Origin of the sequence: Geobacillus jurassicus NBRC 107829, assembly GCF_001544315.1 — a bacterium.
In the GTDB taxonomy this organism is placed as follows: domain Bacteria; phylum Bacillota; class Bacilli; order Bacillales; family Anoxybacillaceae; genus Geobacillus; species Geobacillus jurassicus.
This window is the reverse complement of sequence record NZ_BCQG01000001.1, coordinates 43,761-69,442: the sequence shown is the minus strand read 5'-3', so window position 1 is coordinate 69,442 and position 25,682 is coordinate 43,761. Positions and strand designations below refer to the sequence as shown.

The following is a 25,682-nucleotide window of genomic DNA, read 5'->3' as shown; positions in this document are numbered from 1 at the left end:
TTCTCTCTTATCTATGTATATCAATTGGGTGGACGGAGTATGTAGCCGAACGAAAAGTTTTCGCCCGTCAAGCGCACGGATGAGGGAGGGATGGTCATTATGTTCGTCCACTTGCATGTGTTGAGCGGATACAGTTTGTTTCAAAGTGCGGCGGCGGTTGAGGCGCTTGTGGCGAAGGCGAAACAGCTTGGATATCAAGCGCTGGCGCTTACTGACCGGAATGTGCTGTATGGCGCCGTTCCGTTCTACCGGGAATGCATGCAAAACGGCGTCCGCCCGATCATCGGCATGACGGCCGATGTCGCTCTTTCTGGGGAGGAAGCGTTTCCGCTCGTGCTGTTGGCCGCCAATGAAGAGGGGTATCGCCATTTGCTTGAAATCAGCACAATGATTCAAATGGGGGAAACAAAGCATATTGAGGAAGCGGCACTTTTGCGCTTAAGCGGCGGCATCATCGCCATCACTCCTGGAAGCGAGGGACGCGTCGAGTCGCTTGTTGCCGCTGGGGAATGGGAGCGGGCGAAAGAGGCGCTCGCCCGCTACCAACGGTTGTTTCCAGGACGGCTGTATGTCGCCATTCAGCGCCGCGAGCAAACGCGCACCTCGTATGAAGATGAGCTCCGTCGTTTGGCGGAAGTGATGGGCGTTCCATTTGTCGCGACGAACGATGTTCGCTATATTGAGCGCGGCGATGCCATGGCGTGGCGCTGCTTGCAGGCGATCGGCCGCGGTGAAGCGCTCGCCGGCATCGAAGACGATGACGGCCGCTATTTGGCGGGGCCGGAGGAGATGGCGCGGCGGTTTGCGGACTTGCCGGAGGTGCTCGAGAACAGCTTAGCAATTGCCAATCAATGCGAGCTGCAGATCGAGTTTGGCGGCTGGCGGCTGCCGGCATACCCCGTTCCGGACGGAGAGACGGCCGACCGTTATTTGCGCCGCTTATCGGAACAAGGGCTCGCCCAACGCGTGCCGTCGGCCGATGAGCGTTACTGGCGGCGGCTTTCGCATGAGCTTGATATCATTCAATCGCTTCGCTTCAGCGATTATTTTTTGATCGTCGCCGATGTGCTCGCCTACGCCCGCCGGCGCGGCATTCTGACCGGCCCGGGCCGCGGTTCGGCGGCCGGGTCGCTCGTCGCCTATGCGCTGTCGATCACCGATGTTGACCCGATCAAGTACGGGCTTTTGTTTGAACGGTTTTTAAACCCGGAGCGCGTGTCGGTGCCCGATATTGACTTGGATTTTCCTGATGACCGGCGCGAGGAAGTGATTCGCTATGTGGCGGACAAATACGGGCGCGACCGCGTCGCGCAAATCATCACGTTCGGCACGTTCGGCGCCAAAGCGGCGTTGCGCGATACAGCCAAGGCGCTCGGCATTCCCGAGCGCGAAGCGGACCGGGTCACGGAGCTGTTGCCGAACCGGCAAGGTGTGGCGCTCAGTCAATGGCATGCCGAGTCCGCTGCTTTCCGCCGCGCGGTGGCGGCCGTTCCTCAAGGGAAAGAGTGGCTGGCTGTCGCCCAAAAACTCGAGGGATTGCCGCGCCATACGTCGATTCACGCCGCCGGCGTCATCATCAGCCCGGAGCCGCTCGTTCGCTTCGTGCCGCTGCAGCCAAGCCATGGCGAATGGCCGCTGACCCAATACGCTATGGGGGCGCTTGAAGCGCTCGGATTGCTGAAAATTGACTTTCTCGGCTTGCGCACGCTCACGTTGATCGGGCAGATCGTGCGTTTGATCGAGCGGCAGACCGGAAAGCCGTTTGACATTCGTACGCTGCCGCTCGATGATGAAAAAACGTACGCGCTGCTTGGCGTCGGGGATACGAACGGCATTTTTCAGCTGGAATCAAACGGGATGAAGCGAGTGCTTGTTCAATTGCAACCGTCGGAATTTGAAGATTTGGTCGCCGTCAATGCGCTGTACCGGCCGGGGCCGATGCAAATGATTCCTGTTTATATCCGGCGCAAGCGCGGCGAGGAGCCGGTCGAGTACATTCATCCCGACCTTGCGCCGATTTTGGCGCCGACATACGGGGTTTTGATCTACCAAGAACAAATTATGCAAATCGCGGCGCAGCTCGCCGGATTTTCGCTTGGACAGGCGGATGTGCTCCGCCGGGCGGTGGCGAAAAAAGAAAAAGCGCTGCTCGCTAGGCAGCGTGAGGCGTTTGTCGCCGGCTGCATGGCGAACGGCTATTCGAAAGAAGTCGCCGAGGAACTGTATCGACACATCGTCCGCTTCGCCGATTACGGCTTCAACCGGAGCCATGCGGTCAGTTATGCGCTGGTGTCGTACGCGATGGCTTACATGAAAGCTCATTATCCGCTTTGCTTTTACGCGGTCATGCTCACAAACGCTTCCAGCGACCGGGAAAAAGCGGCGGTGTACTATCGGGAAGCAACGCGCAAAGGAATCAACGTCCTTCCGCCGTCGGTCAACCAAAGCAGTTTTCATGCTTCGGTCGAAGGGGGCGCCATCCGCCTCGGGTTGGCGATGGTCAAGCAAGTCGGCTCGGCGGCGAAGCTGATTGTCGAGGAGCGGAAAGCGAACGGGCCGTTCGCCGATTTCTTTGATTTTGCCGCCCGCCTGCTCCCAAAAGGGCTGGGTCGCACGGCGCTGGAGGCGCTCATTTCCGTTGGGGCGTTTGACGAGTTCGGCGCGGAACGAGCTTCCCTTTTGGCCAGCATCGATATTGCGATCGAACATGTGCAATGGCTCGAGGCGCTGCAAGCCGGGGGGCTGTCGTTAAAACCGAAATACGCCGCCGCCCGTCCGTGGCCGCCGTCCGAGCGGCGGAGGCGGGAGACGGAGCTGCTTGGCTTTGCCGTCACCCCGCACCCCGCGGCGGTGTGCCGCCCGTTGCTGCAAGCGGCCGGGGCGGTGTTCGCCGCTGATGTGCAAGGGCCGTCTGCTGTTGTCGGCGGAGCGCTCGCCCGTATGCGGAAAACGAGAACGAAACGGGGCGAAGAGATGGCGTTTTTCACGGTGAGCGATGAAAGCGGGGAATTGGAGGCGGTCGCTTTTCCGGCCGTCTACCGCCGCGCGGCCGCCGAACTGAGGGAAGGGCATTTCGTGCTGCTTGCCGGAACAGTCGACATACGCGGCGGACGGCGTCAGCTTGTCGTCCGCCGCGCGGAGCGCCTGATGCCGTCGGCGCTGTATATTAACGCAAGCCGTGCGGATGGATCTCGGCTTGCGGCGCTGAAGCAGCTGCTTGAACAACACTGCGGCAGCACGCCGGTGTATTTGTACGACGAAGCGAGGCGAAAGCTTCTCCGGCTGCCGGAGCAGTATGCCATCGCCCTCACCGCGCCGCTTGTCGACGAATTGCTCTCCCTGTTCGGCGCTGGACGCATCGCTGTCAAGTAAATCGCCCTTTACTATTTCGCTGTTTTGTTATATCGTATAACCATTAGGTGGTCAGACCAGTGGGATGAGTCGAAGGGGAGGGGTTATTGTATCAAAGATGCGAAAGTGTATGCCGAAACGTTGAAACACATCCGCCGCATCATCGTCGAAGACAACCTCGCCCCCGGCGACAAGCTGCCATCGGAGCGCGAGCTGGCCGAACGGCTCGGCGTCGGGCGTTCATCGGTGCGCGAGGCGCTGCGGGCGCTTGAATTTCTCGGATTGATTGAAACCCGGCGCGGTGAAGGAACATACATGCGTGAAGTCGGCAGCCACCAGCTGATCGACTTGTTGGCGATGTTTTTGTTAGAAAACGAACGAGCGAAGGCTGATTTAGCAGAGACGAAATGGCTCATCGAGCGGCTGCTGCTTGAACTTGCGTGCCGCCGCCGGAGCGCGGAGGACGTAGACGAGTTGAAAAAAATTGTTCGTCAAAAACCGATTGATTTCGTGCGGTTTTTTCAGACGGTGGCCGAAGCGTCCGGCAACTTTTTGCTCGCCCGCATTTGGCGGGTGCTGTCGGGATTTGCCGCTTCGTTTGCGCCCCCGCCGTCTCTTGCCGACGCTGGATATGAACAGATGCTCGCCGCGTTGGAAAGGCAAGATTCAGCGAAGGCCGCTGCTGTTTGGGAGGCGCATCGGCCTTCGTCATTGTCGAAACGGGCCGGACATCGTTTGACAAACAATGATGCCCATTTTCGATAAAGTAGTAGAGAGGCGAAAACGCAAAGGAGGGGCTCCCTCGTGTGGAAAGACTTGTTTGTGAAAAAGAAAAAGTATGCACCGCTTCCTTCGGAACAAGCAAGGCATGAAGTGCCGGAAGGCGTGATGACGAAATGTCCGCAATGCAAAAAAATTATGTATACGAAAGAGCTCATCAAAAATTTGCGTGTTTGTTTAAGCTGCGGCTACCATCATCCGATGCCGGCGCGCGAACGGATTGCAAGCCTTCTTGATGACGGCAGCTTCCGCGAGTATGACGCCGATATGGTCTCGGTCAATCCGCTCGGCTTTCCCGGCTACATAGAGAAACTGGAAGAAGACCGGCGCAAGTCGGGGCTGAACGAGGCGGTCGTCACCGGCGAAGGAGAGCTTGACGGCCATCCGCTCGTTATTGCCGTCATGGATTCATCGTTTCGCATGGGCAGCATGGGCTCGGTTGTCGGCGAAAAAATTGCCCGCGCCGTCGAGCGGGCGCGCGAACAGCAGCTGCCGTTTCTCATTTTCACTGCTTCCGGCGGCGCCCGCATGCAGGAAGGAGTGTTGAGCCTCATGCAAATGGCGAAAACGAGCGCGGCGCTCAAACGATTCAGCAACGACGGCGGCTTGTTCATCTCCGTCATGACCCATCCGACGACCGGCGGCGTATCGGCGAGCTTCGCGTCGCTTGGGGATTATAATTTTGCCGAGCCAGGGGCGCTCATTGGTTTTGCCGGCCGCCGCGTCATCGAGCAGACGGTGCGCGAAGAGCTGCCGGACGATTTCCAGACGGCGGAGTTTTTGTTGAAGCACGGGCAGCTCGATGCCGTCATTCACCGCCACGAGCTGAAAGAAACGCTCGCGGTCGTCTTGGATATTCATAGAAAAGGAGGGGAAGAGGGATGGTGGCGGAATTAGAATTCGAAAAGCCGCTTGTCGAGCTGCGCCGCAAAATTCAAGAGTTGAAAGAGTTCATGAAAACGGCGGACGTCGATTTATCGGCGGAAATCGAAAAGCTCGAAGCGCGTCTCGCCAAGCTGGAAAACGAGATTTATGCGAATTTGACGCCGTGGGACCGCGTGCAAATCGCCCGCCATCCGCAGCGGCCGACGACGCTCGATTACATCGAGCGGCTGTTTACGAATTTTCTTGAGTGCCACGGCGACCGCTGCTTTGGCGATGACGAGGCGATCGTCGGCGGCATCGCCAAATACGACGGACTCCCCGTGACGGTCATCGGCCACCAGCGCGGCAAAGATACGAAAGAAAACTTGCGCCGCAACTTCGGCATGCCGCATCCGGAAGGATACCGGAAGGCGTTGCGGCTCATGAAGCAGGCAGAAAAGTTTTCGAGGCCGATCATCTGCTTTATCGACACGAAAGGCGCCTACCCGGGCAAAGCGGCCGAAGAGCGCGGGCAAAGCGAGGCGATCGCCCGCAACTTGTTTGAAATGGCTGGGCTCACGGTGCCTGTCGTCTGCATCGTCATCGGAGAGGGCGGAAGCGGCGGGGCGCTTGCCCTTGGCGTCGGCAACCATATCCATATGCTTGAAAACTCGACGTACTCGGTCATCTCGCCGGAAGGGGCGGCGGCGATTTTGTGGAAAGACGCCTCATTGGCGCAGCGGGCGGCGGAAACGATGAAAATCACCGCTCATGACTTAAAGGCGCTCGGCGTCATCGATGAAATCATTCCAGAAGTCAAAGGCGGCGCTCATCGCAACGCCGACGAGCAAGCAAAAGAAATTGACCGCGTGCTGCGCCGTTCGCTCAAACAGCTGTTGGCGCTTGACGGCGAAGAGCTCGTCCGGCAGCGCTACGAAAAATTTAAACAAATGGGCCAAGTGTCGTTTTTGCCGGAAACGATTCGGGCAAGATAAGGAAAAAGCTGTCTCCGTCTGAGAGACAGCTTTTGTGTGTGAAAAAACCAGCGCGTGTAAGCCGTTTCAGCGAAGGCTTCCATATTGTGTTCCACTGTTGTTCATGGTACATTAGGGATGTTCAAGGGTGACAGACGTATGAGGTCGGACGTGTGCAATTCGATGCAAATGAGGTGGAAATGATGAAACGGATTGGTGTGTTAACAAGCGGCGGCGACTCGCCGGGCATGAACGCGGCCATTCGCGCCGTCGTCCGCAAAGCGATTTACCATGGGGTGGAAGTGTATGGAATCTACCACGGGTATGCTGGGTTGATCGCCGGAAACATCAAAAAGTTGGAAGTCGGGGATGTCGGGGACATCATCCATCGCGGCGGCACGATCCTTTACACCGCGCGCTGCCCGGAGTTTAAGACGGAAGAAGGACAGAAAAAAGGGATCGAACAGCTGAAAAAGCACGGCATTGAAGGGCTGGTCGTCATCGGCGGCGACGGGTCGTATCAAGGGGCGAAAAAATTGACGGAGCACGGCTTCCCGTGCGTCGGCGTGCCCGGGACGATCGACAACGACATTCCAGGCACCGACTTTACGATCGGCTTTGACACAGCGCTCAATACGGTCATTGACGCCATTGACAAAATCCGCGACACGGCGACGTCGCACGAACGGACGTACGTCATCGAAGTGATGGGCCGCCATGCCGGCGATATTGCGCTATGGTCGGGGCTGGCCGGCGGGGCGGAGACGATTTTGATTCCGGAAGCGGACTACGACATGGATGACATCATCGCCCGCTTGAAGCGCGGCCATGAACGCGGCAAAAAGCATAGCATCATCATCGTCGCTGAAGGAGTCGGCAGCGGTGTCGACTTCGGCCGGCAAATTCAAGAGGCGACCGGCTTTGAGACGCGCGTGACGGTGCTTGGCCACGTGCAGCGCGGCGGATCGCCGACGGCGTTTGACCGCGTGCTCGCAAGCCGCCTCGGCGCCCGCGCGGTCGAGCTGCTCCTTGAAGGCAAAGGCGGCCGCTGCGTCGGCATTCAAAACAACCAAATCGTCGATCATGACATTGCCGAAGCGTTGGCGAAAACACATACGGTCGATCAGCGGATGTATACATTGTCGAAAGAGCTGTCGATTTAATTCCCGATGGGAAAGGAAGAAGAAGTGATGAAGCGGAAAACGAAAATCGTCTGTACGATCGGGCCGGCAAGCGAGAGCGTGGACAAGCTCGTGCAATTGATCGAAGCGGGGATGAACGTGGCGCGCCTCAACTTTTCGCACGGCGATCATGAAGAACACGGGCGGCGCATCGCCAACATTCGCGAGGCGGCGCGGCGGACGGGCCAAACGGTCGCCATTTTGCTCGATACGAAAGGTCCGGAAATCCGCACCCACAATATGGAAAACGGCGCCATCGAGCTGAAGGAAGGGGAAAAGCTCATCATTTCGATGAGCGAAGTGCTCGGCACGCCGGAAAAAATTTCTGTCACCTACCCGGGGCTGATCGATGATGTGTCCGTTGGTGCGAAAATTTTGCTGGACGACGGGTTGATCGGCCTTGAAGTCAATGCGGTCGACAAGCAAGCTGGAGAAATTGTCACGACCGTCTTAAACAGCGGCGTGCTCAAAAACAAAAAAGGGGTCAACGTCCCCGGCGTGCGCGTCAATTTGCCGGGCATCACCGAGAAAGACCGAGCCGATATTTTATTTGGCATCCGCCAAGGAATTGACTTCATCGCTGCCTCATTCGTGCGTCGGGCGTCTGATGTGCTCGAAATCCGCGAGCTGCTTGAGGCGAATGACGCCTTGCATATTCAAATTATCGCGAAAATTGAAAATGAAGAAGGCGTCGCCAACATCGATGAAATTTTGGAAGCGGCCGATGGCCTCATGGTGGCGCGCGGCGACCTTGGCGTTGAGATTCCGGCTGAGGAAGTGCCTCTCATTCAAAAAATGCTCATTAAAAAGTGCAACATGCTTGGCAAGCCGGTCATCACGGCGACGCAAATGCTCGACTCGATGCAGCGCAATCCGCGGCCGACGCGGGCCGAGGCGAGCGATGTCGCCAACGCCATTTTTGACGGAACGGACGCCGTCATGCTTTCCGGGGAAACGGCAGCCGGCCAGTATCCGGTTGAAGCGGTAAGAACGATGCACCAAATCGCGCTCCGCACGGAGCAGGCGCTGGAACATCGCGATATTTTGTCCCAGCGCACGAAAGAGAGCCAAACGACGATCACTGACGCCATTGGCCAATCGGTTGCCCATACGGCGCTCAATTTGGACGTAGCGGCGATCGTCACGCCGACCGTGAGCGGGAAAACGCCGCAAATGGTGGCGAAATACCGCCCGAAAGCGCCGATCATCGCGGTGACATCGAACGAAGCGGTCTCGCGCCGGTTGGCGCTCATCTGGGGCGTGTATACAAAAGAAGCACCGCATGTGAACACAACTGATGAAATGCTCGATGTGGCGGTCGATGCGGCCGTGCGCTCCGGCTTGGTGAAGCACGGCGACTTGGTCGTCATCACCGCTGGCGTGCCGGTCGGCGAAACGGGATCAACGAACTTAATGAAAGTGCACGTCATTAGCGACTTGCTCGCCAAAGGGCAAGGCATCGGCCGCAAGTCGGCGTTTGGCAAGGCCGTTGTGGCCAAAACGGCGGAAGAAGCGTGTCAAAAAATGGTCGATGGCGGCATTTTGGTGACGACGAGCACTGATGCCGACATGATGCCAGCGATCGAAAAAGCGGCGGCCATCATCACCGAAGAAGGCGGGCTGACCAGTCATGCCGCGGTCGTCGGTTTAAGCCTTGGCATTCCGGTCGTCGTCGGAGTGGAAAATGCCACAAGCTTGTTTAAAGATGGGCAAGAGATCACGGTCGATGGCGGCTTTGGCGCCGTCTACCGCGGCCATGCGAGCGTGTTGTAAGACAAAGCCAAACAGCCTTGGCATCCGCCAAGGCTGTTTGCATTACGAGGTGGGCTTGCCGATAATAAAGCGCCAAATATCGCGAAAGACATTCGCGCTATGGAGCGTGCGGATGATGACGAGCGCAACCGGCCCAGCGATCAAACCGAGAAAACCGAGCAGCTTGAAGCCGACAAACAAGGCGATGAGCGTCGCAAGCGGGTCAAGGCCGATCGATGAGGAAAGCACTTTCGGCTCCATAATTTGCCGTTGGACGAGCACGACGATATACAGCACGCCAAGCCCAATGGCAAACGGAATGTCGCCGCTGACGGCTGCGTAAATAATCCATGGAACGAATACAATTCCCGTCCCTAAGTAGGGCAAAATATCGACGAATCCAATGATCAACGCGATCGTAATCGCGTAATCGACGCGCAAAATAAGCAAGCCGATCAACACGATGACAGTCGTAATCGAAATGAGCGTCGCCTGTGCTTTAATAAAGCCAAACAGCGCCCGCTTCAAATCAAGAAACACCGTTTTTCCGCTTGTGCGGGCTTTCGTTGGCAGCCATTGCTGCGCCATGCGCATCAGCCGGTGCCAGTCTTTGCTGATGAAAAACGTCGCCAACAGCGAGAAAATAAACACGGTCGCCGCATTCGGCAGCCAGGCGAGAAGCTGCGGAATATTTTGCAGTATGCTTTGGATAAATTCGCCAACGGTCGTCCCAATTTTTTTCCCGACAGCTTGAATGTTTTGCATAATCGTATCCTGTTGGGTTGCGCTCAAACTTTTAAACAGCCCGGCCAAATCTTTATAAATGGGGATGATTTGGTCGGCGACGAACGTCTCAATGTAAGCGATCAACGTTTGGAATTTTTCCGGCACGACGTTGGCCAAATATTGCGTTCCCGAAACAATCTCAGCAACGAGAAGCGTGACCAAACCGGCGACGGCGGCAAACAAAATGATGAGCGTGACGCTGACGGCGAGCCAACGCGGCATTCTCGCTTTCCGCTCCAAAACATCAACGAGCGGGTTGATGAGAAGCGCGATGAAAAAGGCGATGATGAACGGATACGTCACCGTTGAAATGTAGTACGCAGCGATGATGCCAAGCACTACAGCGGCGACGACAAGAAAAAAACGCAAAAAGCGATCAACGTACGTTCGGGACAATGTTTCACCTCCAACGATGTTCCATATTGATATATTACACGTTTTCTTACGGGGAAGCAAAAAGGCAAGTTTCATAGGAAAGGGCGGACGACCGTGAACGAACCGGTGTTGTTTTTGCTTCTATTGCTTGCGCTTGGCCTGTTGGCGAAAAACAAGTCGCTCCTTGTCGCTGTCGCCGTGCTGTTGGCCATTAAACTTGTCGGCTTGGATCAAAAGGTGCTGCCGATCATTCAGGCAAAAGGGATCAACTGGGGGGTGACGGTCATTACGATCGCAGTGCTCGCTCCCATCGCTTCCGGGGACATCGGCTTTAAGCAGCTTGTCGGCTCGCTCCAGTCGTTGTCGGCTTGGGTGGCTCTTTTATCCGGCGTTTTGGTCGCCTTGATCGCCAAAGAGGGAGTTGCGCTGCTCGCCAATGACCCGCATATGACGGCGGCGCTTGTGTTTGGCACCATCATTGCTGTTTCGCTGTTTCACGGAGTGGCAGTCGGGCCGCTGATCGGGGCGGGCATCGCCTGCATGATCATGAAAATGGTGGGGCATTTTTAAATGGGCTCTTCACCACAAAATGTACTTGACGAAGAAAGACGTTCATGATAGTGAAAGAAAACTAAAATAGCGATTTTCCTTTTTATACCATACACCTCATTTGAGCCACATTGCTATCATGTTTGTCTTTAAAAGTCAAGTACATCTTTTGGTGATGAACCTTTAAATGAACGAATTTCCATTTTTGTTCCTGCAAGCCGTTTCTTTTCGTGGATGACAGCTGACAAAAGTCAGAGAATTGTTTATAATAATAAACGTGAGTGAGTTTTCGGGCCAAGCATTGTGCAGCCGCTGCGGTGGGGCGGCGGCCGTTATCGCCATGTAAGCACTTTCGCGCGCGTTTGTTTTTGCCTCCATTTCGAGCAGGCGCTCACCGGCCATCGAGCGCTATGACAGGAACTTATGAAAAGAAGGGGAGATGAACATGACAGCAACCCGCGGTTTAGAAGGAGTTGTGGCTACGACTTCAAGCATCAGCTCGATCATCGATGACACGTTGACGTATGTCGGTTATGACATTGATGATTTAGCCGAAAACGCTTCCTTTGAAGAAGTCATTTACTTGCTTTGGCATCGCGAACTGCCGACGAAAGAGCAGCTCGATGAATTAACGCGGCAATTGGCGGAAAACGCTGAAATTCCGAACGAAATCATTGAACACTTCAAGCTCTATCCGATTGACAAAGTGCACCCGATGGCTGCTTTGCGCACCGCGGTATCGCTTCTTGGCTTGTATGATGAAGAGGCGGATGTTATGACGAAAGAGGCGAACTACCGGAAAGCGATCCGCCTGCAGGCGAAAATCCCGACGATTGTAACGGCGTTCGCCCGCGTGCGCAAAGGATTGGAACCGGTTGCGCCGCGCAAAGATTTGAGCTTTGCCGCGAACTTCTTGTACATGCTGACCGGCAAAGAACCGGACGACATCGCAACGGAAGCGTTCAACAAGGCGCTTGTGCTGCATGCCGACCATGAGCTGAACGCATCGACGTTTACGGCGCGCGTCTGTGTAGCCACGCTGTCCGATATTTATTCCGGCATCACCGCGGCGATCGGCGCCTTGAAAGGGCCGCTTCACGGCGGAGCGAACGAAGCGGTCATGAAAATGTTGACGGAAATCGGCACAGTCGACAATGTCGAGCCATACATCCGCACCAAACTGGCCAACAAAGAAAAGATCATGGGCTTTGGCCATCGCGTCTACCGGAAAGGCGACCCGCGCGCCAAACATTTGAAAAAAATGTCGGAAAAATTGACGAAACTCGTCGGCGAGCCGCACTGGTATGAAATGTCGACGAAGATTGAAGAAATCGTTACATCGGAAAAAGCGCTGCCGCCGAACGTTGACTTTTATTCCGCCTCGGTTTACCATTGTTTAGGAATCGATCATGATTTGTTTACGCCGATTTTTGCGGTCAGCCGCACCTCTGGATGGTTGGCCCACATCTTGGAGCAATACGACAACAACCGTCTCATCCGTCCGCGCGCCGAGTACACCGGCCCGGGCAAACGGGCGTACGTGCCGATCGACGAGCGCGGCTAATCAAGTGAATAAGGCGGTGAAGGCAAGCCTTCACGCCTTTTCAATAAAACATCGCATTGGGGGTTTTACACGTGACGCAAGGGGAAAAAATTACAGTCACCAATGGCGTATTAAATGTTCCGAACAACCCGATCATTCCGTTCATTGAAGGGGATGGAACCGGTCCGGACATTTGGGCGGCCGCTTCGCGCGTGCTCGAAGCAGCGGTGGAAAAAGCGTACAAAGGCGAGAAAAAAATCGTCTGGAAGGAAGTGCTCGCTGGTGAAAAAGCGTACAAGCTGACGGGCAACTGGCTTCCGGACGAAACGCTTGCGACGATCCGCGAATACATAATCGCCATTAAAGGGCCGTTAACGACGCCGGTCGGCGGCGGCATCCGCTCGCTGAACGTGGCGCTCCGCCAAGAGCTTGACCTGTTTGTCTGCTTGCGCCCGGTCCGCTACTTCCCAGGCGTTCCGTCGCCGGTGAAACGTCCGGAAGATACCGATATGGTCATTTTCCGCGAAAACACGGAAGACATTTACGCTGGCATTGAATATGCCAAAGGGACGCCGGAAGTGAAAAAAGTGATCGACTTTTTGCAAAACGAAATGGGCGTGCGCAAAATCCGCTTCCCGGAAACGTCCGGCATCGGCATTAAGCCGATTTCCGAACAAGGGACGAAACGGCTCGTGCGCGCGGCGATCAATTACGCGATCGAACACGGCCGCAAGTCGGTGACGCTCGTCCATAAAGGGAACATTATGAAATTCACCGAAGGTGCGTTTAAAAACTGGGGTTATGAATTGGCGGAGGAAGAATTCGCCGACAAAGTGTTCACATGGGCGCAATACGACCGAATCGTTGAAGCGGAAGGCAAAGAAGCGGCGAACAAAGCGCTTGCTGATGCGGAAGCGGCCGGCAAAATCATTATCAAAGACGTCATCGCCGACATCTTCTTGCAACAAATTTTGACGCGCCCGCGCGAATTTGATGTCATCGCGACGATGAACTTAAACGGCGACTACATTTCCGATGCGCTTGCGGCCCAAGTCGGCGGCATCGGCATCGCGCCGGGGGCGAACATCAACTACGAAACCGGCCACGCCATTTTCGAAGCGACGCACGGCACGGCGCCGAAATACGCAGGGCTCGATAAAGTCAATCCGTCGTCCGTCATCCTGTCTGGCGTCATGATGTTTGAGCATCTTGGCTGGAACGAAGCAGCGAAATTGATTATCAAAGCGATGGAGAAAACGATCGCTGCGAAAATCGTTACGTATGACTTCGCCCGCCTGATGGAAGGAGCGACGGAAGTGAAATGCTCCGAATTTGCTGATGCGCTCATCCGCAATATGGATTAACCTTTTAAAGAAAGGGATGGCAAACGATGGCGATGAAGCGAAAAAAAATCTCGGTGATCGGCGCCGGATTCACGGGGGCGACGACGGCGTTCCTTTTGGCGCAAAGAGAGCTCGGCGACATCGTGCTGGTCGATATTCCGCAGCTCGAAAACCCAACGAAAGGAAAGGCGCTCGATATGCTCGAGTCGAGCCCGGTGCTCGGCTTTGACGCGAACATCATCGGTACGTCGGACTATGCCGATACGGCCGATTCCGACATCGTCGTCATCACGGCAGGCATCGCCCGCAAGCCAGGCATGAGCCGCGACGATTTGGTGACGACGAACCAAAAAATTATGAAGCAAGTGACGAAAGAAGTCGTCAAATACTCGCCGAACTGCTATATCATCGTCTTGACGAACCCAGTCGATGCGATGACGTATACGGTGTTTAAAGAGTCCGGGTTCCCGAAAAACCGCGTCATCGGCCAGTCGGGCGTCTTGGATACGGCGCGCTTCCGCACGTTCGTCGCTCAAGAGCTGAACATTTCGGTAAAAGATGTCACCGGGTTTGTTTTAGGCGGCCATGGCGACGACATGGTGCCGCTCGTCCGCTACTCGTACGCCGGCGGGATTCCGCTTGAAAAACTCATTCCGAAAGATCGTTTGGACGCCATCGTTGAGCGGACGCGCAAAGGCGGCGGCGAAATCGTCAACCTGCTCGGCAACGGCAGCGCCTACTACGCGCCAGCCGCGTCGCTCGCCGAAATGGTTGAAGCGATTTTGAAAGACCAGCGCCGCATTTTGCCGGCGATCGCCTACCTTGAAGGCGAATACGGCTATGAAGGCATTTATTTGGGCGTGCCGACGATCCTCGGCGGCAACGGCATCGAGAAAGTGATCGAGCTCGAGCTGACCGAAGAGGAAAAAGCGGCGCTCGCCAAATCGGTCGAATCGGTGAAAAACGTCATGCGCGTGTTGGAATAACCGCAAAGCAAAAATTCGGGCCAACGCCCGAGTTTTTGCCTGCAACAAATGAAAGCGTTTTCTTGGTGGCAAAGGGGACTGAACTGTTAGTAATAAATTTTTATATAAACACCTCTTGGAAACTCCGTAAAGGAGCTGTTGGCGGATGATTCGGGCAAGGAAAATTCGCCTTGAACCGAACAACAAACAGCGGACGAAACTGTTTGCTTGCGCAGGGGTGGCTCGTTGGGCGTACAATTGGGCGCTTGAACAACAAGAAACGAACGGCAAAAACGGCGGCACATTCATTTCTCACGAAGATTTGCGCAAACGGCTTACTGCCTTAAAACGAACGAGAGAATCAACTACAGCAACAACATCACAAAACAAGCGGTCAAAGACGCATGCAAGGCATACAAACGTTTCTTTCAAGGGAAAGCAAATAAACCGAGGTTTAAAAGCAAAAAACAAAGCAAGCCATCGTTTTATCAAGATACAGAAAAAATCCAATTCACCGACACGCATGTGTATATCGAAAAAGTCGGATGGATTCGTCTTTCTGAACGAGGAAAAATTCCGACGAACGGCAAGCATCAAAATCCACGGGTGACATTCGATGGCGTCCATTGGTACATTTCCGTGGGGGTTGAGATGTCAAGTATTTAGCGGTTTGTTCGGAGGGGAGGGTATATCCGAACATCAACCAACGTGAGAGAGTGAAGAAACTCGAAAAACGTTTGCGCCGGCTGCAGCGCCAATGTTCACGGAAATATGAAATGAACAAAATTCAAGAAAAGGAGGTGCCATCCGTTACGCAAAAACGCGCAATATCGCAAAACTCGAACAGAAGATTCGGAAGTGGATGCGGCGCCTCTTCCATATCCGCAACGACTGCCAGGAAAAAGTCTCGACCGAGTTGGTGAGAACCAAGCCATCTCGGATCGTGATGGAGCAGTTGAACATTCAAGGGATGATGAAAAACCGCCATTTAGCGAGATCGATTCAACAACAACGCTTATACTCGTTTAAGAAAAAAATCGAGCATAAGTGCGGGAAGTACGGCATTCAATTTGTGGAAGTGAACAGATGGCATCCATCGTCGAAGAGGTGTCATTCGTGCGGATATGTCAAACCGAGGTTGTCTTTGTCCGAGCGAACGTTTGTCTGTGATTCGTGCGGAACAACGATGGACAGAGACTTAAACGCAAGCATCAACTTGTCGCAATATGGCGCTTGACCATCCGTACCGTGAGTTACACGGGAAGCGAAGCCTTCGGAGCACTACACCAAACGAAAGTAGCTTCGGCGAAATCGGGTGCGATGAATAAGGAAGCAAACGGAAACTTCTGCAATCTTCTTGCAGAGTTTTGTAAGTTTTGCGTAACGGTGGGAACATGTTGAAAAAGCGAAAGCTCGGGAGAAGAATCGGGGAAATTCAAGCGGGGGAAAAGCTCGTTTTCCAAGCCGCCATCGAAGATAAAGACTTGCTTCTTTACCTCGGGCTGACCGATGATGCCAATCCGCTCTATATCCAGCACGATTATGCTTCGCAGACGCCGTTTGGAAAACCGGTTGTTCCGCCGGTCATGTTGACGGGGATGATCACTTCCGCGGTCTCCAAATATTTGCCGGGCCCAGGCAGCTACATTACGCGGCAGGACCTCCGCTTTCTCCGCCCAGTTTATCATTATGAAACGCTCGAGTTTTTGCTGGAAGTCACCGATGTCGATGAGGCGAGCCATTGCGTGATGTTGTCCGTCATGGCGACGCGCGGTGCGGAGACGGTGCTGGAAGGGGCGTTGTCCGTCTTCCCGCCGCATACGTTGCCGCGCTTAGACGGGCGCGTGCTCGAGAACTTTTAACCTCATTTTGCAAGAAGTCCCCCACTTCGAAACGAAGGGTAAGTTTCATGCCGCTTTTCCGCCAAAAGAAGCCAACAAAACGCATGGGCCGTTTCCCGCGGGCGACCTGTCCGCAGGGCCCCCTTTTTTCTTTTTTTGTCCGAATCAAAGCGCCAATTGTGGTATCATAAAGGCAGAAACCATTGGACGGGATGGAGGAGCGGCATGGGACGAAAAATTTTAGTTGTCGATGACGAACAGCCGATTGTGACTCTTTTGTCGTACAATTTGGAGAAAGCCGGATTTCACGTCGTGACCGCTCACGATGGCGAAGAGGCGCTCGTTAAAGTAGCGTCCGAGCAGCCGGCGCTCATTATTTTGGACTTGATGCTGCCGAAGCTTGACGGCGTTGAAGTGTGCAAGCGGCTTCGCCAGCAGCAAATCATGACGCCGATTTTAATGTTGACGGCTCGCGATGATGAATTTGACAAAGTGCTTGGCCTTGAGCTTGGCGCCGACGACTATATGACGAAGCCGTTCAGCCCGCGAGAAGTCGTCGCGCGCGTCAAGGCGATTTTGCGCCGCACCGAACTTGCCCAGCCGACGGCTGAATCGAGCGAGCGGCTGGTCGTTGGCGAGTTGGAAATTTTTCCAGATCGCTATGAGGCAGCCATAGGCGGCAAGCCGCTTGAGCTGACGCCGAAAGAGTTTGAGTTGCTTCTTTATTTGGCGCGCCATAAAGGGCGGGTGTTGACGCGCGACCAACTGCTCAGTGCAGTGTGGAACTATGAGTTTGCCGGAGATACCCGCATCGTCGATGTCCATATCAGCCATTTGCGCGAGAAGATCGAAACCGATACGAAAAAGCCGATGTATATTAAAACGGTGCGCGGCCTTGGCTATAAATTGGAGGAACCGAAGCGGCATGAATAGCTTCCGCACCCGCCTTTTGTTTTGGCTCGTGACGCTCATCGCCACGGTGTTGATCGCCCTCGGGCTTTTGCTTGGGCAATTGCTGAAAGATTTTTACGCCGAGACGATGAACAAACGGATGGAAAAAGAGGCAAAAGCCCTTGCCATTTTGCTTGAAAACGAACCGCTCGAGCAAATTCGCAGCGACTTGCGGGAAATGGGGGACGAGCTGTCGTCGCGCGTCACCGTGCTCGATAAAGAAGAGCGGATGCAGTTTGACAGCGGGCGGGTGGCGGCGATCAGCGATGAGGACCATGAGCGCATCGTCCGCGCGATTTTGCGCAAAAAGCAGTTCCCCCGCTTTTCCGTGATCGAAAAAACGAACGATGTGTACTACTACATCGCCCCGTACGGGCGCGGCGAACGGAGCGGGTACGTCATTTTAAGCACGCCGACGAGCTCGCTCAAAAAGGTAAATGAGCAAATTTGGGGCGTGCTTACTAGCAGCCTCGGGATGGCGCTCGTTGTCATCATCGCCCTCGGCTGGAAAATCGCCAATCAATATATGAGGCCGATTGAAGAAGCAACGAAAGTGGCGTTTGAGCTGGAAAAAGGCAATTACGCCGCCCGGGTGCCCGATGGCGAGTATAACGAAGCTGGCATGCTCGTTCGCTCGATCAACCGGTTGGCCCGCCATTTGCAAGAAATGAGCCGGGCGCGGGAAATTCAGACCGACCGGCTTCATACGCTCATTGAAAACGTCGGCAGCGGCTTGTTGTTTATTGACCATCGCGGGCATGTCCATCTCATCAACCGGGCGTTCCAAACCCAGTTTCATATCGAGCCGTCTGACTGTTTGTACCGCCCGTATGCCGATGTGCTGCCGCACCGCGAGGTCGTTCGCTTCATCGACGATATTTTCATCACCGAAACGACGATGCGCCGGCATATGCGGCTGACGATTGGCATCGAGCGGAGACATTTCGATGTGTACGGAGCCCCGATCATCGGCACGAACGCCGAATGGAAAGGGATTGTCGTCGTATTTCACGACATTACGGAGCTGAAGCGGCTTGAGCAAATCCGCAAAGATTTTGTCGCCAACGTTTCGCACGAATTGAAAACGCCGGTGACGTCCATCAAAGGATTTGCCGAAACGTTGCTGGATGGCGCTATGAAAGACGACGAAGCGCTCGAACATTTTTTGACCATCATCTTGAAAGAAAGCGAACGGCTGCAAACGCTCGTCGAGGAACTGTTGGACTTGTCAAAAATTGAGCAGCATGGGTTTCAGCTTCAGCTGAGCGATGTCGACGCCGCCCAAGTCATCGCTGAAGCGGCCGCTGTGTTTCGCCAAAAAGCGTCGGAAAAACAGATTGACTTGCATATCGCATCACCGCCCGGGCTGGTCATCCGCGGCGATGCGAACCGGCTGAAGCAAATTTTGCTGAACTTGCTCGCCAACGCCATCGCGTATACGCCAGAGCGCGGGCGGGTCGCCGTCGAGGCGGAAGAGACGGAGAGAGAAGTGCTGATTCATGTGAAAGACACCGGCATCGGCATTGAAGAGAAAGAAATTCCCCGTATTTTTGAACGTTTTTACCGCGTTGACAAGGCGCGCAGCCGCGACTCCGGCGGAACGGGGTTGGGTCTTGCGATTGTGAAACATTTGGTTGAGGCTCACCACGGATATATTACCGTAGCGAGCGAAGTGGGGCGCGGCACAGTGTTTACGATTCATTTTCCGAAGCCGGAGCGGTAGCCGGCCTCTTTTTTATGGCAGGCGGCGGGCATGGTACAATAGAACAAGGAGCATTCGAGGAGGGATGAGATTGAAGAAAAAGTTGGTCTTAATTGACGGCAACAGCGTGGCATACCGCGCTTTTTTCGCCTTGCCGCTGTTGCATAACGACAAAGGCATTCATACGAACGCTGTCTATGGGTTTACGATGATGTTGAACAAAATTTTGGCGGAAGAGCAGCCAACCCATATGCTTGTCGCGTTTGACGCTGGGAAAACGACGTTTCGGCATGAAACGTTTCAAGAGTATAAAGGCGGACGGCAGCAGACGCCGCCGGAACTGTCGGAACAGTTCCCGCTGTTGCGCGAGCTGCTGAAAGCGTATCGCATTCCCGCCTATGAACTCGACAACTACGAAGCGGACGATATTATCGGAACGCTCGCCGCCCGCGCTGAGCAGGAAGGGTTTGAAGTAAAAGTCATTTCCGGCGACCGCGATTTAACTCAGCTCGCCTCGCCCCGCGTGACGGTGGACATTACGAAAAAAGGGATCACCGATATCGAACCGTACACGCCGGAGACGATTCGTGAAAAATACGGTTTGACCCCGGAACAAATCGTCGATTTGAAAGGATTGATGGGCGACAAATCGGACAACATCCCCGGCGTGCCGGGCATCGGGGAAAAGACGGCGGTCAAGCTGCTGAAGCAATTCGGCACGGTCGAAAACGTGCTCGCGTCCATTGACGAGATCAAAGGGGAAAAGTTGAAAGAAACGCTGCGCCAACACCGCGATGCGGCGCTTTTAAGCAAGCAGTTGGCCGCCATTCGCCGCGACGCTCCGGTCGAGCTGTCGCTTGATGATATCGCCTATCAAGGCGAAGACCGGGAGAAAGTGATCGCTTTATTTAAAGAGCTTGGCTTTCAATCGTTTTTAGAGAAAATGGATTCGCCATCGGATGCAAAGGAAAAACCGCTTGCGGAGATGACGTTCACGGTCGCTGACCGCGTTACGGAGGAGATGCTCGCCGACAAGGCGGCGCTTGTCGTTGAGGTGGTCGAGGAAAATTATCACGATGCTCCGATCGTTGGCATCGCTCTGGTCAACGAACATGGACGGTTTTTCTTGCGCCCGGAGATGGCGCTCGCCGATCCGCAGTTTGTCGCCTGGCTTGGCGATGAAACGAAGAAAAAAAGCATGTTTGACTCGAAACGGGCGATCGTCGCTTTAAAATGGAAAGGAATTGAGTTATGCGGTGTTTCATTTGATTTATTGCTGGCCGCCTATTTGCTTGATCCGGCGCAAGGCGCCGATGATGTGGCTGCGGCAGCCAACATGAAACAATACGAAGCGGTGCGTCCGGATGAAGCGGTGTATGGCAAAGGGACGAAGCGGGCTGTGCCGGACGAACGAGTGCTTGCCGAGCATCTCGTTCGCAAGGCGGCGGCGATTTGGGCGCTTGAGCAGCCGTTTTTGGATGAGCTGCGCCGCAACGAACAAGACGGGTTGCTCGTCGAGCTCGAGCAACCGTTGTCTTCGATTTTGGCGGAAATGGAATTTTTGGGGGTTAAAGTGGACACGAAGCGGCTCGAGCAGATGGGCGAAGAGCTCGCCGGGCAGCTGCGTACGGTCGAGCGGCGCATTTACGAGCTCGCCGGCCAGGAGTTTAACATCAATTCTCCGAAACAGCTCGGCGTCATTTTATTTGAAAAGCTGCAACTGCCGGTCTTGAAAAAAACGAAAACCGGCTACTCGACGTCGGCGGACGTGCTTGAAAAACTTGCGCCTTATCATGAGATCGTGGAAAACATTTTGCATTACCGCCAGCTTGGCAAGCTGCAGTCGACGTATATTGAAGGATTGTTGAAAGTCGTGCGCTCCGATACAAAGAAGGTGCATACGATTTTCAATCAGGCGCTGACGCAAACCGGACGGCTCAGCTCGATGGAGCCGAACTTGCAAAACATTCCGATTCGGTTGGAAGAAGGGCGGAAAATTCGTCAGGCGTTCGTGCCGTCGGAGCCCGACTGGCTCATTTTTGCCGCCGACTACTCGCAAATTGAATTGCGCGTTCTTGCCCATATTGCTGAAGATGACAACTTAATTGAAGCGTTCCGCCGCGATTTGGACATCCACACGAAAACGGCGATGGATATTTTCCATGTGAGCGAGGACGAAGTGACGCCCCATATGCGCCGCCAGGCGAAGGCGGTCAACTTCGGCATCGTTTACGGAATCAGCGATTACGGCCTGGCGCAAAACTTAAATATTTCGCGCAAAGAGGCGGCTGAATTTATCGAACGCTATTTCGCCAGCTTTCCGGGCGTGAAGAGGTATATGGAAAACATTGTGCAAGAGGCGAAACAAAAAGGGTATGTGACGACGCTTTTGCACCGGCGCCGCTATTTGCCGGATATCACAAGCCGCAACTTCAACGTTCGCAGCTTTGCCGAGCGGACGGCGATGAACACGCCGATTCAAGGGAGCGCGGCTGACATTATTAAAAAGGCGATGATCGATTTGAACGCAAGGTTGAAGGAAGAGCGGCTGCAAGCGCGCCTTTTGCTGCAAGTGCATGACGAGCTTATTTTGGAAGCGCCGAAAGAAGAGATTGAGCGGCTGTGCCGGCTCGTTCCGGAAGTGATGGAGCAAGCCGTTGCGCTCAGTGTGCCGCTTAAAGTCGATTACCATTACGGCCCGACGTGGTATGACGCCAAATAACTGACGCCCTTGGCGCCTGAGCCGTTTTTTCTTTCCGCAGATGAGTCGGCGCCAAGGCGAAAGCGTCGGCTGGCTAGCCCGCTGGAATGATGCGGGCAAACGGAGGAAGGAAAGGAGGGGAAGCCATGCCGGAATTGCCGGAAGTGGAAACGATCCGCCGCACGCTTTTGCCGTTGGTGGTCGGCAAAACGATTGGGGACGTGCGCGTCTTTTGGCCGAACATCATCCGCCATCCGCAAGACCCCGAGGCGTTTGCGGCAAGAATGATCGGACAGACGGTGCGCGGTGTGGAGCGGCGCGGAAAATTTTTGAAATTCCTTCTTGACCGCGATGCGCTTATTTCCCATTTGCGCATGGAAGGGCGCTACGCCGTCGCTTCTGTCCTCGAGCCGCTTGAACCGCATACGCACGTCGTGTTTCGCTTCACGGACGGCAGCGAGCTTCGCTACCGCGACGTGCGCAAGTTTGGAACGATGCACGTTTATGCCAAAGAGGAAGCCGACCGCCGGCCGCCGCTTGGCGAGCTCGGGCCGGAGCCGCTTTCCCCGGCGTTTTCCCCGGCTGTATTGGCCGAGCGGGCGGCGAAAACGAAACGGCCGGTGAAAGCACTGCTCCTTGACCAGACGGTCGTGGCTGGGTTTGGCAATATTTATGTCGACGAATCGCTGTTTCGCGCCGGTATTCTTCCTAGACGGCCGGCCGCCTCGCTCTCTGGAGAAGAGATTGAGCGCCTGCACGAGGAAATGGTGGCGACGATCGGCGAGGCGGTCATGAAAGGGGGAAGCACGGTGCGTACGTACGTGAACACGCAAGGCGAGGCTGGCGCGTTCCAACATCATTTGTACGTGTACGGCCGCAAAGGCGAACCGTGCAAACGATGCGGCACGCCGATTGAAAAAACGGTCGTCGCCGGCCGCGGCACGCATTATTGCCCGCGCTGCCAGCGCTAGGCGGCGCGTAAAAAGGAGAGAGGTTCTATGACGTTGACGATCGGATTGACCGGAGGAATCGCAAGCGGCAAAAGCACGGTGAGCGCAATGATGCGCGAGCTCGGCCTTCCGGTCATTGATGCAGATGAAGCGGCGCGCGCCGTCGTCCGACCGGGGGAAGACGCCTACCGCCAAATTGTCGCCGCCTTCGGTCCGGACATTTTGCAGACAAACGGAGAGATCGATCGAGCGAAACTCGGGGCGATCGTGTTCAGCGACGAAGAGGAACGGAAAAAGCTAAATGACATCGTCCACCCGGCGGTGCGTCGGAAAATGCTTACGGAGAAAGAAGCGCTCGTCCGTTCCGGGGCGAAAACGGTCGTATTGGACATTCCGCTTTTATTTGAAAGCGGGTTGACCGCCTGGGTTGATAAAATATTGGTCGTATACGTCGATGATGACGTCCAGCTTCGCCGGCTGATGGAGCGAAACGGTTTCACCGAGGAAGAAGCGCGGGCCCGCATCCGCGCTCAATGGCCGCTGGTGGAAAAAATCAAACAGGCTGATGCGGTCATCAACAATAACGGAACGAGGGAAGAGACACGCCGTCAGCTGTTGGTCATTTTGGAGCAATGGGACGCCTTGGAAAAGTAGGCGTCTTTTTTGTTGGCTTTTGGTCATTTTGTTCTCCACATTTCCTAAAAATATGATATACTATTTATGTGAATATAAGAAAATAGTATAACATATATGAGAGGAGAACAAAGTGAATGAAGGCGAAAGTGGCGATTAACGGTTTCGGACGAATCGGACGGATGGTGTTCCGGCGCGCCATTAATTCCCTTGATCTCGATATTGTGGCGGTGAATGCCAGCTATCCGCCGGAAACGTTAGCCCATTTAGTGAAATACGACTCAAACCACGGCAAATTTGACGGTGAGGTCATCGCTTTAGAAGACGGCCTGCTGGTCAACGGCAAAAAAGTGAAGCTTCTCCATTCGCGCGATCCGAAGCAGCTGCCGTGGAAAGAGCTTGATATCGATATTGTGATTGAAGCGACCGGCAAATTCAACGATCGCGAAAAGGCGAGCCTTCACCTTGAGGCAGGGGCGAAGCGCGTTATTTTAACCGCCCCGGGTAAAAATGAAGATGTGACGATCGTCGTCGGCGTCAACGAGCATATGCTTGACATCGACCGCCATTTCATCATTTCAAACGCTTCATGTACGACGAACTGCTTGGCTCCAGTCGTCAAAGTGCTCGATGAAGCGTTCGGGATTGAAAACGGGCTGATGACGACGGTTCACGCATATACGAACGACCAAAAAAACATCGACAACCCGCATAAAGATTTGCGCCGCGCCCGCTCGTGCGCACAGTCGATCATCCCGACGACAACGGGAGCGGCGAAAGCGCTTGGCCTGGTGCTGCCGCATTTAAAAGGGAAACTTCATGGCATGGCGCTCCGCGTCCCGACGCCGAACGTCTCGCTCGTTGATTTGGTCGTCGACTTGAAGCGCGATGTAACGGTTGATGAAGTGAACGAGGCGTTCATCCGCGCGGCCAATGGTCCGTTGAAAGGCATTTTAGATTTCACGATGGAGCCGCTTGTATCGATCGATTTCAACACGAACCCGCATTCGGCGATTATCGACGGCTTATCGACGATGGTCATGGAAGGGCGAAAAGTGAAAGTGCTCGCTTGGTATGACAATGAGTGGGGCTATTCGTGCCGCGTCGTTGATTTAGCCCATCTTGTTGCAGCCAAAATGAAGGAGCGTCTCAGCGTCAATGCGTAACGGACGCGCCGCCTTGGCGGCGGTCCGATATAAAGCGCGCCGCCCGCGCTGCGGCCTGTGATCCGCACAAACGGATCGGGCCGCGGCGCAGGCGTGGGCGCTTTTCTCTTTTTCATGCAAAAAAAATTAAAAAAGCCTGTTGCAAAAAAAAACTAAACAAAGTATACTATGTCTCGTGAACTTCTTAACGGCAAGGGTAATGTGACTACTTAAAGGGTTAGGACCTCTTAGGACTAACTTTCCCCCGTGGTAGTTATACATGCCATTTTGCAACTCACCTTTTGTTTTTTTATTTGTTTGAGAAAATTGGTTAAAGGGGGATTCTTTTCATGGATACGATGGGTCGTCACGTTATCTCGGAACTTTGGGGATGCGACTTTGACAAACTGAATGATATTGATTTTATTGAAAAAACGTTCGTTGACGCCGCGTTAAAGTCGGGAGCGGAGATTCGCGAAGTGGCGTTCCATAAATTCGCTCCGCAAGGCGTAAGCGGAGTCGTCATTATTTCGGAATCGCATTTGACGATTCATACGTTTCCCGAACACGGCTATGCGAGCATTGATGTGTATACATGCGGCCATTTAGACCCGACGATTGCCGCCGATTACATCGCGGAAATGCTTGGCGCGCAAACGCGGGAAACGATTGAACTTCCGCGCGGCATGCGCCCGATTGAAGTGAAAAAGGCGCAAGCGCTGTAATTGGTATAATGATGAAGCCAAAAGGAGCGTAGGCAAAACGCTCCTTTTTTTGCGCCTTCGGCGGTACAACGGCGGCGAAAATCATGGTATGATGGAAGAAAAAGAATGAGCTAGGGAGACGTGGCAATGAGCATGTGGAAAAAACTAAAATACACCTTCACAAACCATTGTGAAACGCGGGAAAATCATGAAGATGAAGAGCTAAGGAGCCATTATTACAAAGCGACGAACCGCGCCGTCATCGATGCCGTCAAAGAGCTGCTCTCGTCGCTGCCCGGCGCTGAGATCGTTTCTGTTTCCGAAGAGCGCGGGGAAATTTGCGCCCAAACGCGGCGCGGCAAAAAGCTGTTCATCGTCGCCACCGTCATTTCCGTGCGGCCGTTTGAGACGGCGGTCGATTTTTCCGTGACGACCGACACGAAGCTATTGCCGTTTGATTTTGGGCATAGCCGGGCGGTCATTCTCGATTTGTACAGGAAGTTGAACGTCTGCCTGCCATATATCGGTTCTGGACTGAATAGCTAACTGTATCTTGTCTCTTCCTGCCCATTCCGGTATGATAGAAAATAAG

Annotated in this window: 20 protein-coding genes and 1 pseudogene; 20 read left to right on the top strand and 1 reads right to left on the bottom strand. The window is 54.5% G+C overall.

Translation table 11 applies throughout. The annotated features are described in order from the left end of the window. Positions 1–99: 99 nt before the first annotated feature. From dnaE to pyk, 6 genes are all read left to right on the top strand, one after another. Positions 100–3,372: a DNA polymerase III subunit alpha gene (gene dnaE, locus GJ1_RS00330; protein WP_083509902.1), complete on the top strand. Its 3,273-nt coding sequence runs from the start codon at positions 100–102 to the stop codon at positions 3,370–3,372. A 105-nt stretch (positions 3,373–3,477) separates the two neighbouring features. Beyond that, a complete protein-coding gene (locus GJ1_RS00325; RefSeq protein ID WP_066226889.1) occupies positions 3,478–4,116 on the top strand; it encodes a FadR/GntR family transcriptional regulator in 639 nt (212 codons plus the stop codon). Positions 4,117–4,155: 39 nt separating this feature from the next. After that, positions 4,156–5,028, top strand: coding sequence for an acetyl-CoA carboxylase, carboxyltransferase subunit beta (gene accD / locus GJ1_RS00320; protein WP_066226886.1), 873 nt, complete (start codon positions 4,156–4,158; stop codon positions 5,026–5,028). After that, a complete protein-coding gene (gene accA / locus GJ1_RS00315) occupies positions 5,013–5,990 on the top strand; it encodes an acetyl-CoA carboxylase carboxyl transferase subunit alpha (protein WP_011232215.1) in 978 nt (325 codons plus the stop codon). The genes accD and accA overlap by 16 nt, the downstream gene beginning before the upstream one ends. Positions 5,991–6,172: 182 nt before the next feature. Continuing rightward, positions 6,173–7,132, top strand: coding sequence for a 6-phosphofructokinase (gene pfkA / locus GJ1_RS00310; RefSeq protein ID WP_066226883.1), 960 nt, complete (start codon positions 6,173–6,175; stop codon positions 7,130–7,132). 27 nt (positions 7,133–7,159) lie between these two features. Further along, on the top strand, positions 7,160–8,923 hold the full coding sequence (pyk, locus tag GJ1_RS00305) for a pyruvate kinase (RefSeq protein WP_066227098.1): 1,764 nt from the start codon (positions 7,160–7,162) through the stop codon (positions 8,921–8,923). A 42-nt stretch (positions 8,924–8,965) separates the two neighbouring features. Here pyk and ytvI read toward each other — a convergent pair whose 3' ends face one another. Next, entirely contained in the window at positions 8,966–10,084 is a 1,119-nt protein-coding gene (gene ytvI / locus GJ1_RS00300) for a sporulation integral membrane protein YtvI (RefSeq protein ID WP_066226878.1), read from the bottom strand. Positions 10,085–10,177: 93 nt separating this feature from the next. Here ytvI and GJ1_RS00295 point away from each other — a divergent pair, with 93 nt between their 5' ends. The 14 genes and pseudogenes from GJ1_RS00295 (at position 10,178) to GJ1_RS00230 (ending at position 25,636) form a co-directional block, all read left to right on the top strand. Beyond that, complete coding sequence (locus GJ1_RS00295) at positions 10,178–10,633, top strand: DUF441 domain-containing protein (protein ID WP_066226875.1); 456 nt, start codon at positions 10,178–10,180, stop codon at positions 10,631–10,633. 424 nt (positions 10,634–11,057) lie between these two features. Beyond that, on the top strand, positions 11,058–12,176 hold the full coding sequence (citZ, locus tag GJ1_RS00290) for a citrate synthase (protein WP_066226870.1): 1,119 nt from the start codon (positions 11,058–11,060) through the stop codon (positions 12,174–12,176). A 71-nt stretch (positions 12,177–12,247) separates the two neighbouring features. Further along, positions 12,248–13,519, top strand: a complete 1,272-nt coding sequence (gene icd, locus GJ1_RS00285; RefSeq protein ID WP_066226867.1) for an NADP-dependent isocitrate dehydrogenase — start codon at positions 12,248–12,250, stop codon at positions 13,517–13,519. Positions 13,520–13,545: 26 nt separating this feature from the next. Beyond that, positions 13,546–14,484 carry a malate dehydrogenase gene (gene mdh / locus GJ1_RS00280; RefSeq protein ID WP_066226861.1) on the top strand — a complete coding sequence of 313 codons (939 nt, stop codon included), beginning with the start codon at positions 13,546–13,548 and terminating at the stop codon, positions 14,482–14,484. A gap of 145 nt (positions 14,485–14,629) precedes the next feature. Next, positions 14,630–15,700: pseudogene (locus GJ1_RS00275) on the top strand (RNA-guided endonuclease InsQ/TnpB family protein). 157 nt (positions 15,701–15,857) lie between these two features. Then, complete coding sequence (locus GJ1_RS00270) at positions 15,858–16,325, top strand: MaoC/PaaZ C-terminal domain-containing protein (protein WP_066226858.1); 468 nt, start codon at positions 15,858–15,860, stop codon at positions 16,323–16,325. Between the two features lie 204 nt (positions 16,326–16,529). Further along, positions 16,530–17,237 carry a response regulator transcription factor gene (locus GJ1_RS00265; protein ID WP_066226855.1) on the top strand — a complete coding sequence of 236 codons (708 nt, stop codon included), beginning with the start codon at positions 16,530–16,532 and terminating at the stop codon, positions 17,235–17,237. Then, positions 17,230–18,978, top strand: a complete 1,749-nt coding sequence (gene pnpS / locus GJ1_RS00260) for a two-component system histidine kinase PnpS (protein ID WP_066226851.1) — start codon at positions 17,230–17,232, stop codon at positions 18,976–18,978. The genes GJ1_RS00265 and pnpS overlap by 8 nt, the downstream gene beginning before the upstream one ends. Before the next feature lie 64 nt (positions 18,979–19,042). Further along, a complete protein-coding gene (polA, locus tag GJ1_RS00255; RefSeq protein ID WP_066226848.1) occupies positions 19,043–21,679 on the top strand; it encodes a DNA polymerase I in 2,637 nt (878 codons plus the stop codon). A 125-nt stretch (positions 21,680–21,804) separates the two neighbouring features. Further along, positions 21,805–22,629, top strand: coding sequence for a DNA-formamidopyrimidine glycosylase (gene mutM / locus GJ1_RS00250; RefSeq protein ID WP_066226844.1), 825 nt, complete (start codon positions 21,805–21,807; stop codon positions 22,627–22,629). 27 nt (positions 22,630–22,656) lie between these two features. Further along, positions 22,657–23,262 carry a dephospho-CoA kinase gene (coaE, locus tag GJ1_RS00245; protein WP_066226842.1) on the top strand — a complete coding sequence of 202 codons (606 nt, stop codon included), beginning with the start codon at positions 22,657–22,659 and terminating at the stop codon, positions 23,260–23,262. Positions 23,263–23,378: 116 nt separating this feature from the next. Next, positions 23,379–24,407, top strand: a complete 1,029-nt coding sequence (locus GJ1_RS00240) for a glyceraldehyde-3-phosphate dehydrogenase (RefSeq protein ID WP_066226837.1) — start codon at positions 23,379–23,381, stop codon at positions 24,405–24,407. A 329-nt stretch (positions 24,408–24,736) separates the two neighbouring features. Further along, the gene (speD, locus tag GJ1_RS00235; RefSeq protein WP_011232199.1) at positions 24,737–25,111 is read left to right on the top strand and encodes an adenosylmethionine decarboxylase; all 375 of its coding nucleotides are present in this window, start codon (positions 24,737–24,739) and stop codon (positions 25,109–25,111) included. Between the two features lie 126 nt (positions 25,112–25,237). Then, positions 25,238–25,636, top strand: a complete 399-nt coding sequence (locus GJ1_RS00230) for an aminotransferase class IV (protein ID WP_066226834.1) — start codon at positions 25,238–25,240, stop codon at positions 25,634–25,636. The last annotated feature ends 46 nt before the right edge of the window (positions 25,637–25,682 follow it).

Bases quoted from the DNA above. Each gene is read 5' to 3' on its own strand.
- dnaE (WP_083509902.1), top strand. From the start codon at position 100: ATGTTCGTCCACTTGCATGTGTTGAGCGGATACAGTTTGTTTCAAAGT.
- accA (WP_011232215.1), top strand. From the start codon at position 5,013: ATGGTGGCGGAATTAGAATTCGAAAAGCCGCTTGTCGAGCTGCGCCGC.
- pfkA (WP_066226883.1), top strand. From the start codon at position 6,173: ATGAAACGGATTGGTGTGTTAACAAGCGGCGGCGACTCGCCGGGCATG.
- pyk (WP_066227098.1), top strand. From the start codon at position 7,160: ATGAAGCGGAAAACGAAAATCGTCTGTACGATCGGGCCGGCAAGCGAG.
- citZ (WP_066226870.1), top strand. From the start codon at position 11,058: ATGACAGCAACCCGCGGTTTAGAAGGAGTTGTGGCTACGACTTCAAGC.
- mdh (WP_066226861.1), top strand. From the start codon at position 13,546: ATGGCGATGAAGCGAAAAAAAATCTCGGTGATCGGCGCCGGATTCACG.
- GJ1_RS00270 (WP_066226858.1), top strand. From the start codon at position 15,858: ATGTTGAAAAAGCGAAAGCTCGGGAGAAGAATCGGGGAAATTCAAGCG.
- GJ1_RS00265 (WP_066226855.1), top strand. From the start codon at position 16,530: ATGGGACGAAAAATTTTAGTTGTCGATGACGAACAGCCGATTGTGACT.
- pnpS (WP_066226851.1), top strand. From the start codon at position 17,230: ATGAATAGCTTCCGCACCCGCCTTTTGTTTTGGCTCGTGACGCTCATC.
- polA (WP_066226848.1), top strand. From the start codon at position 19,043: ATGAGATTGAAGAAAAAGTTGGTCTTAATTGACGGCAACAGCGTGGCA.
- mutM (WP_066226844.1), top strand. From the start codon at position 21,805: ATGCCGGAATTGCCGGAAGTGGAAACGATCCGCCGCACGCTTTTGCCG.
- coaE (WP_066226842.1), top strand. From the start codon at position 22,657: ATGACGTTGACGATCGGATTGACCGGAGGAATCGCAAGCGGCAAAAGC.
- GJ1_RS00240 (WP_066226837.1), top strand. From the start codon at position 23,379: ATGAAGGCGAAAGTGGCGATTAACGGTTTCGGACGAATCGGACGGATG.
- speD (WP_011232199.1), top strand. From the start codon at position 24,737: ATGGATACGATGGGTCGTCACGTTATCTCGGAACTTTGGGGATGCGAC.
- GJ1_RS00230 (WP_066226834.1), top strand. From the start codon at position 25,238: ATGAGCATGTGGAAAAAACTAAAATACACCTTCACAAACCATTGTGAA.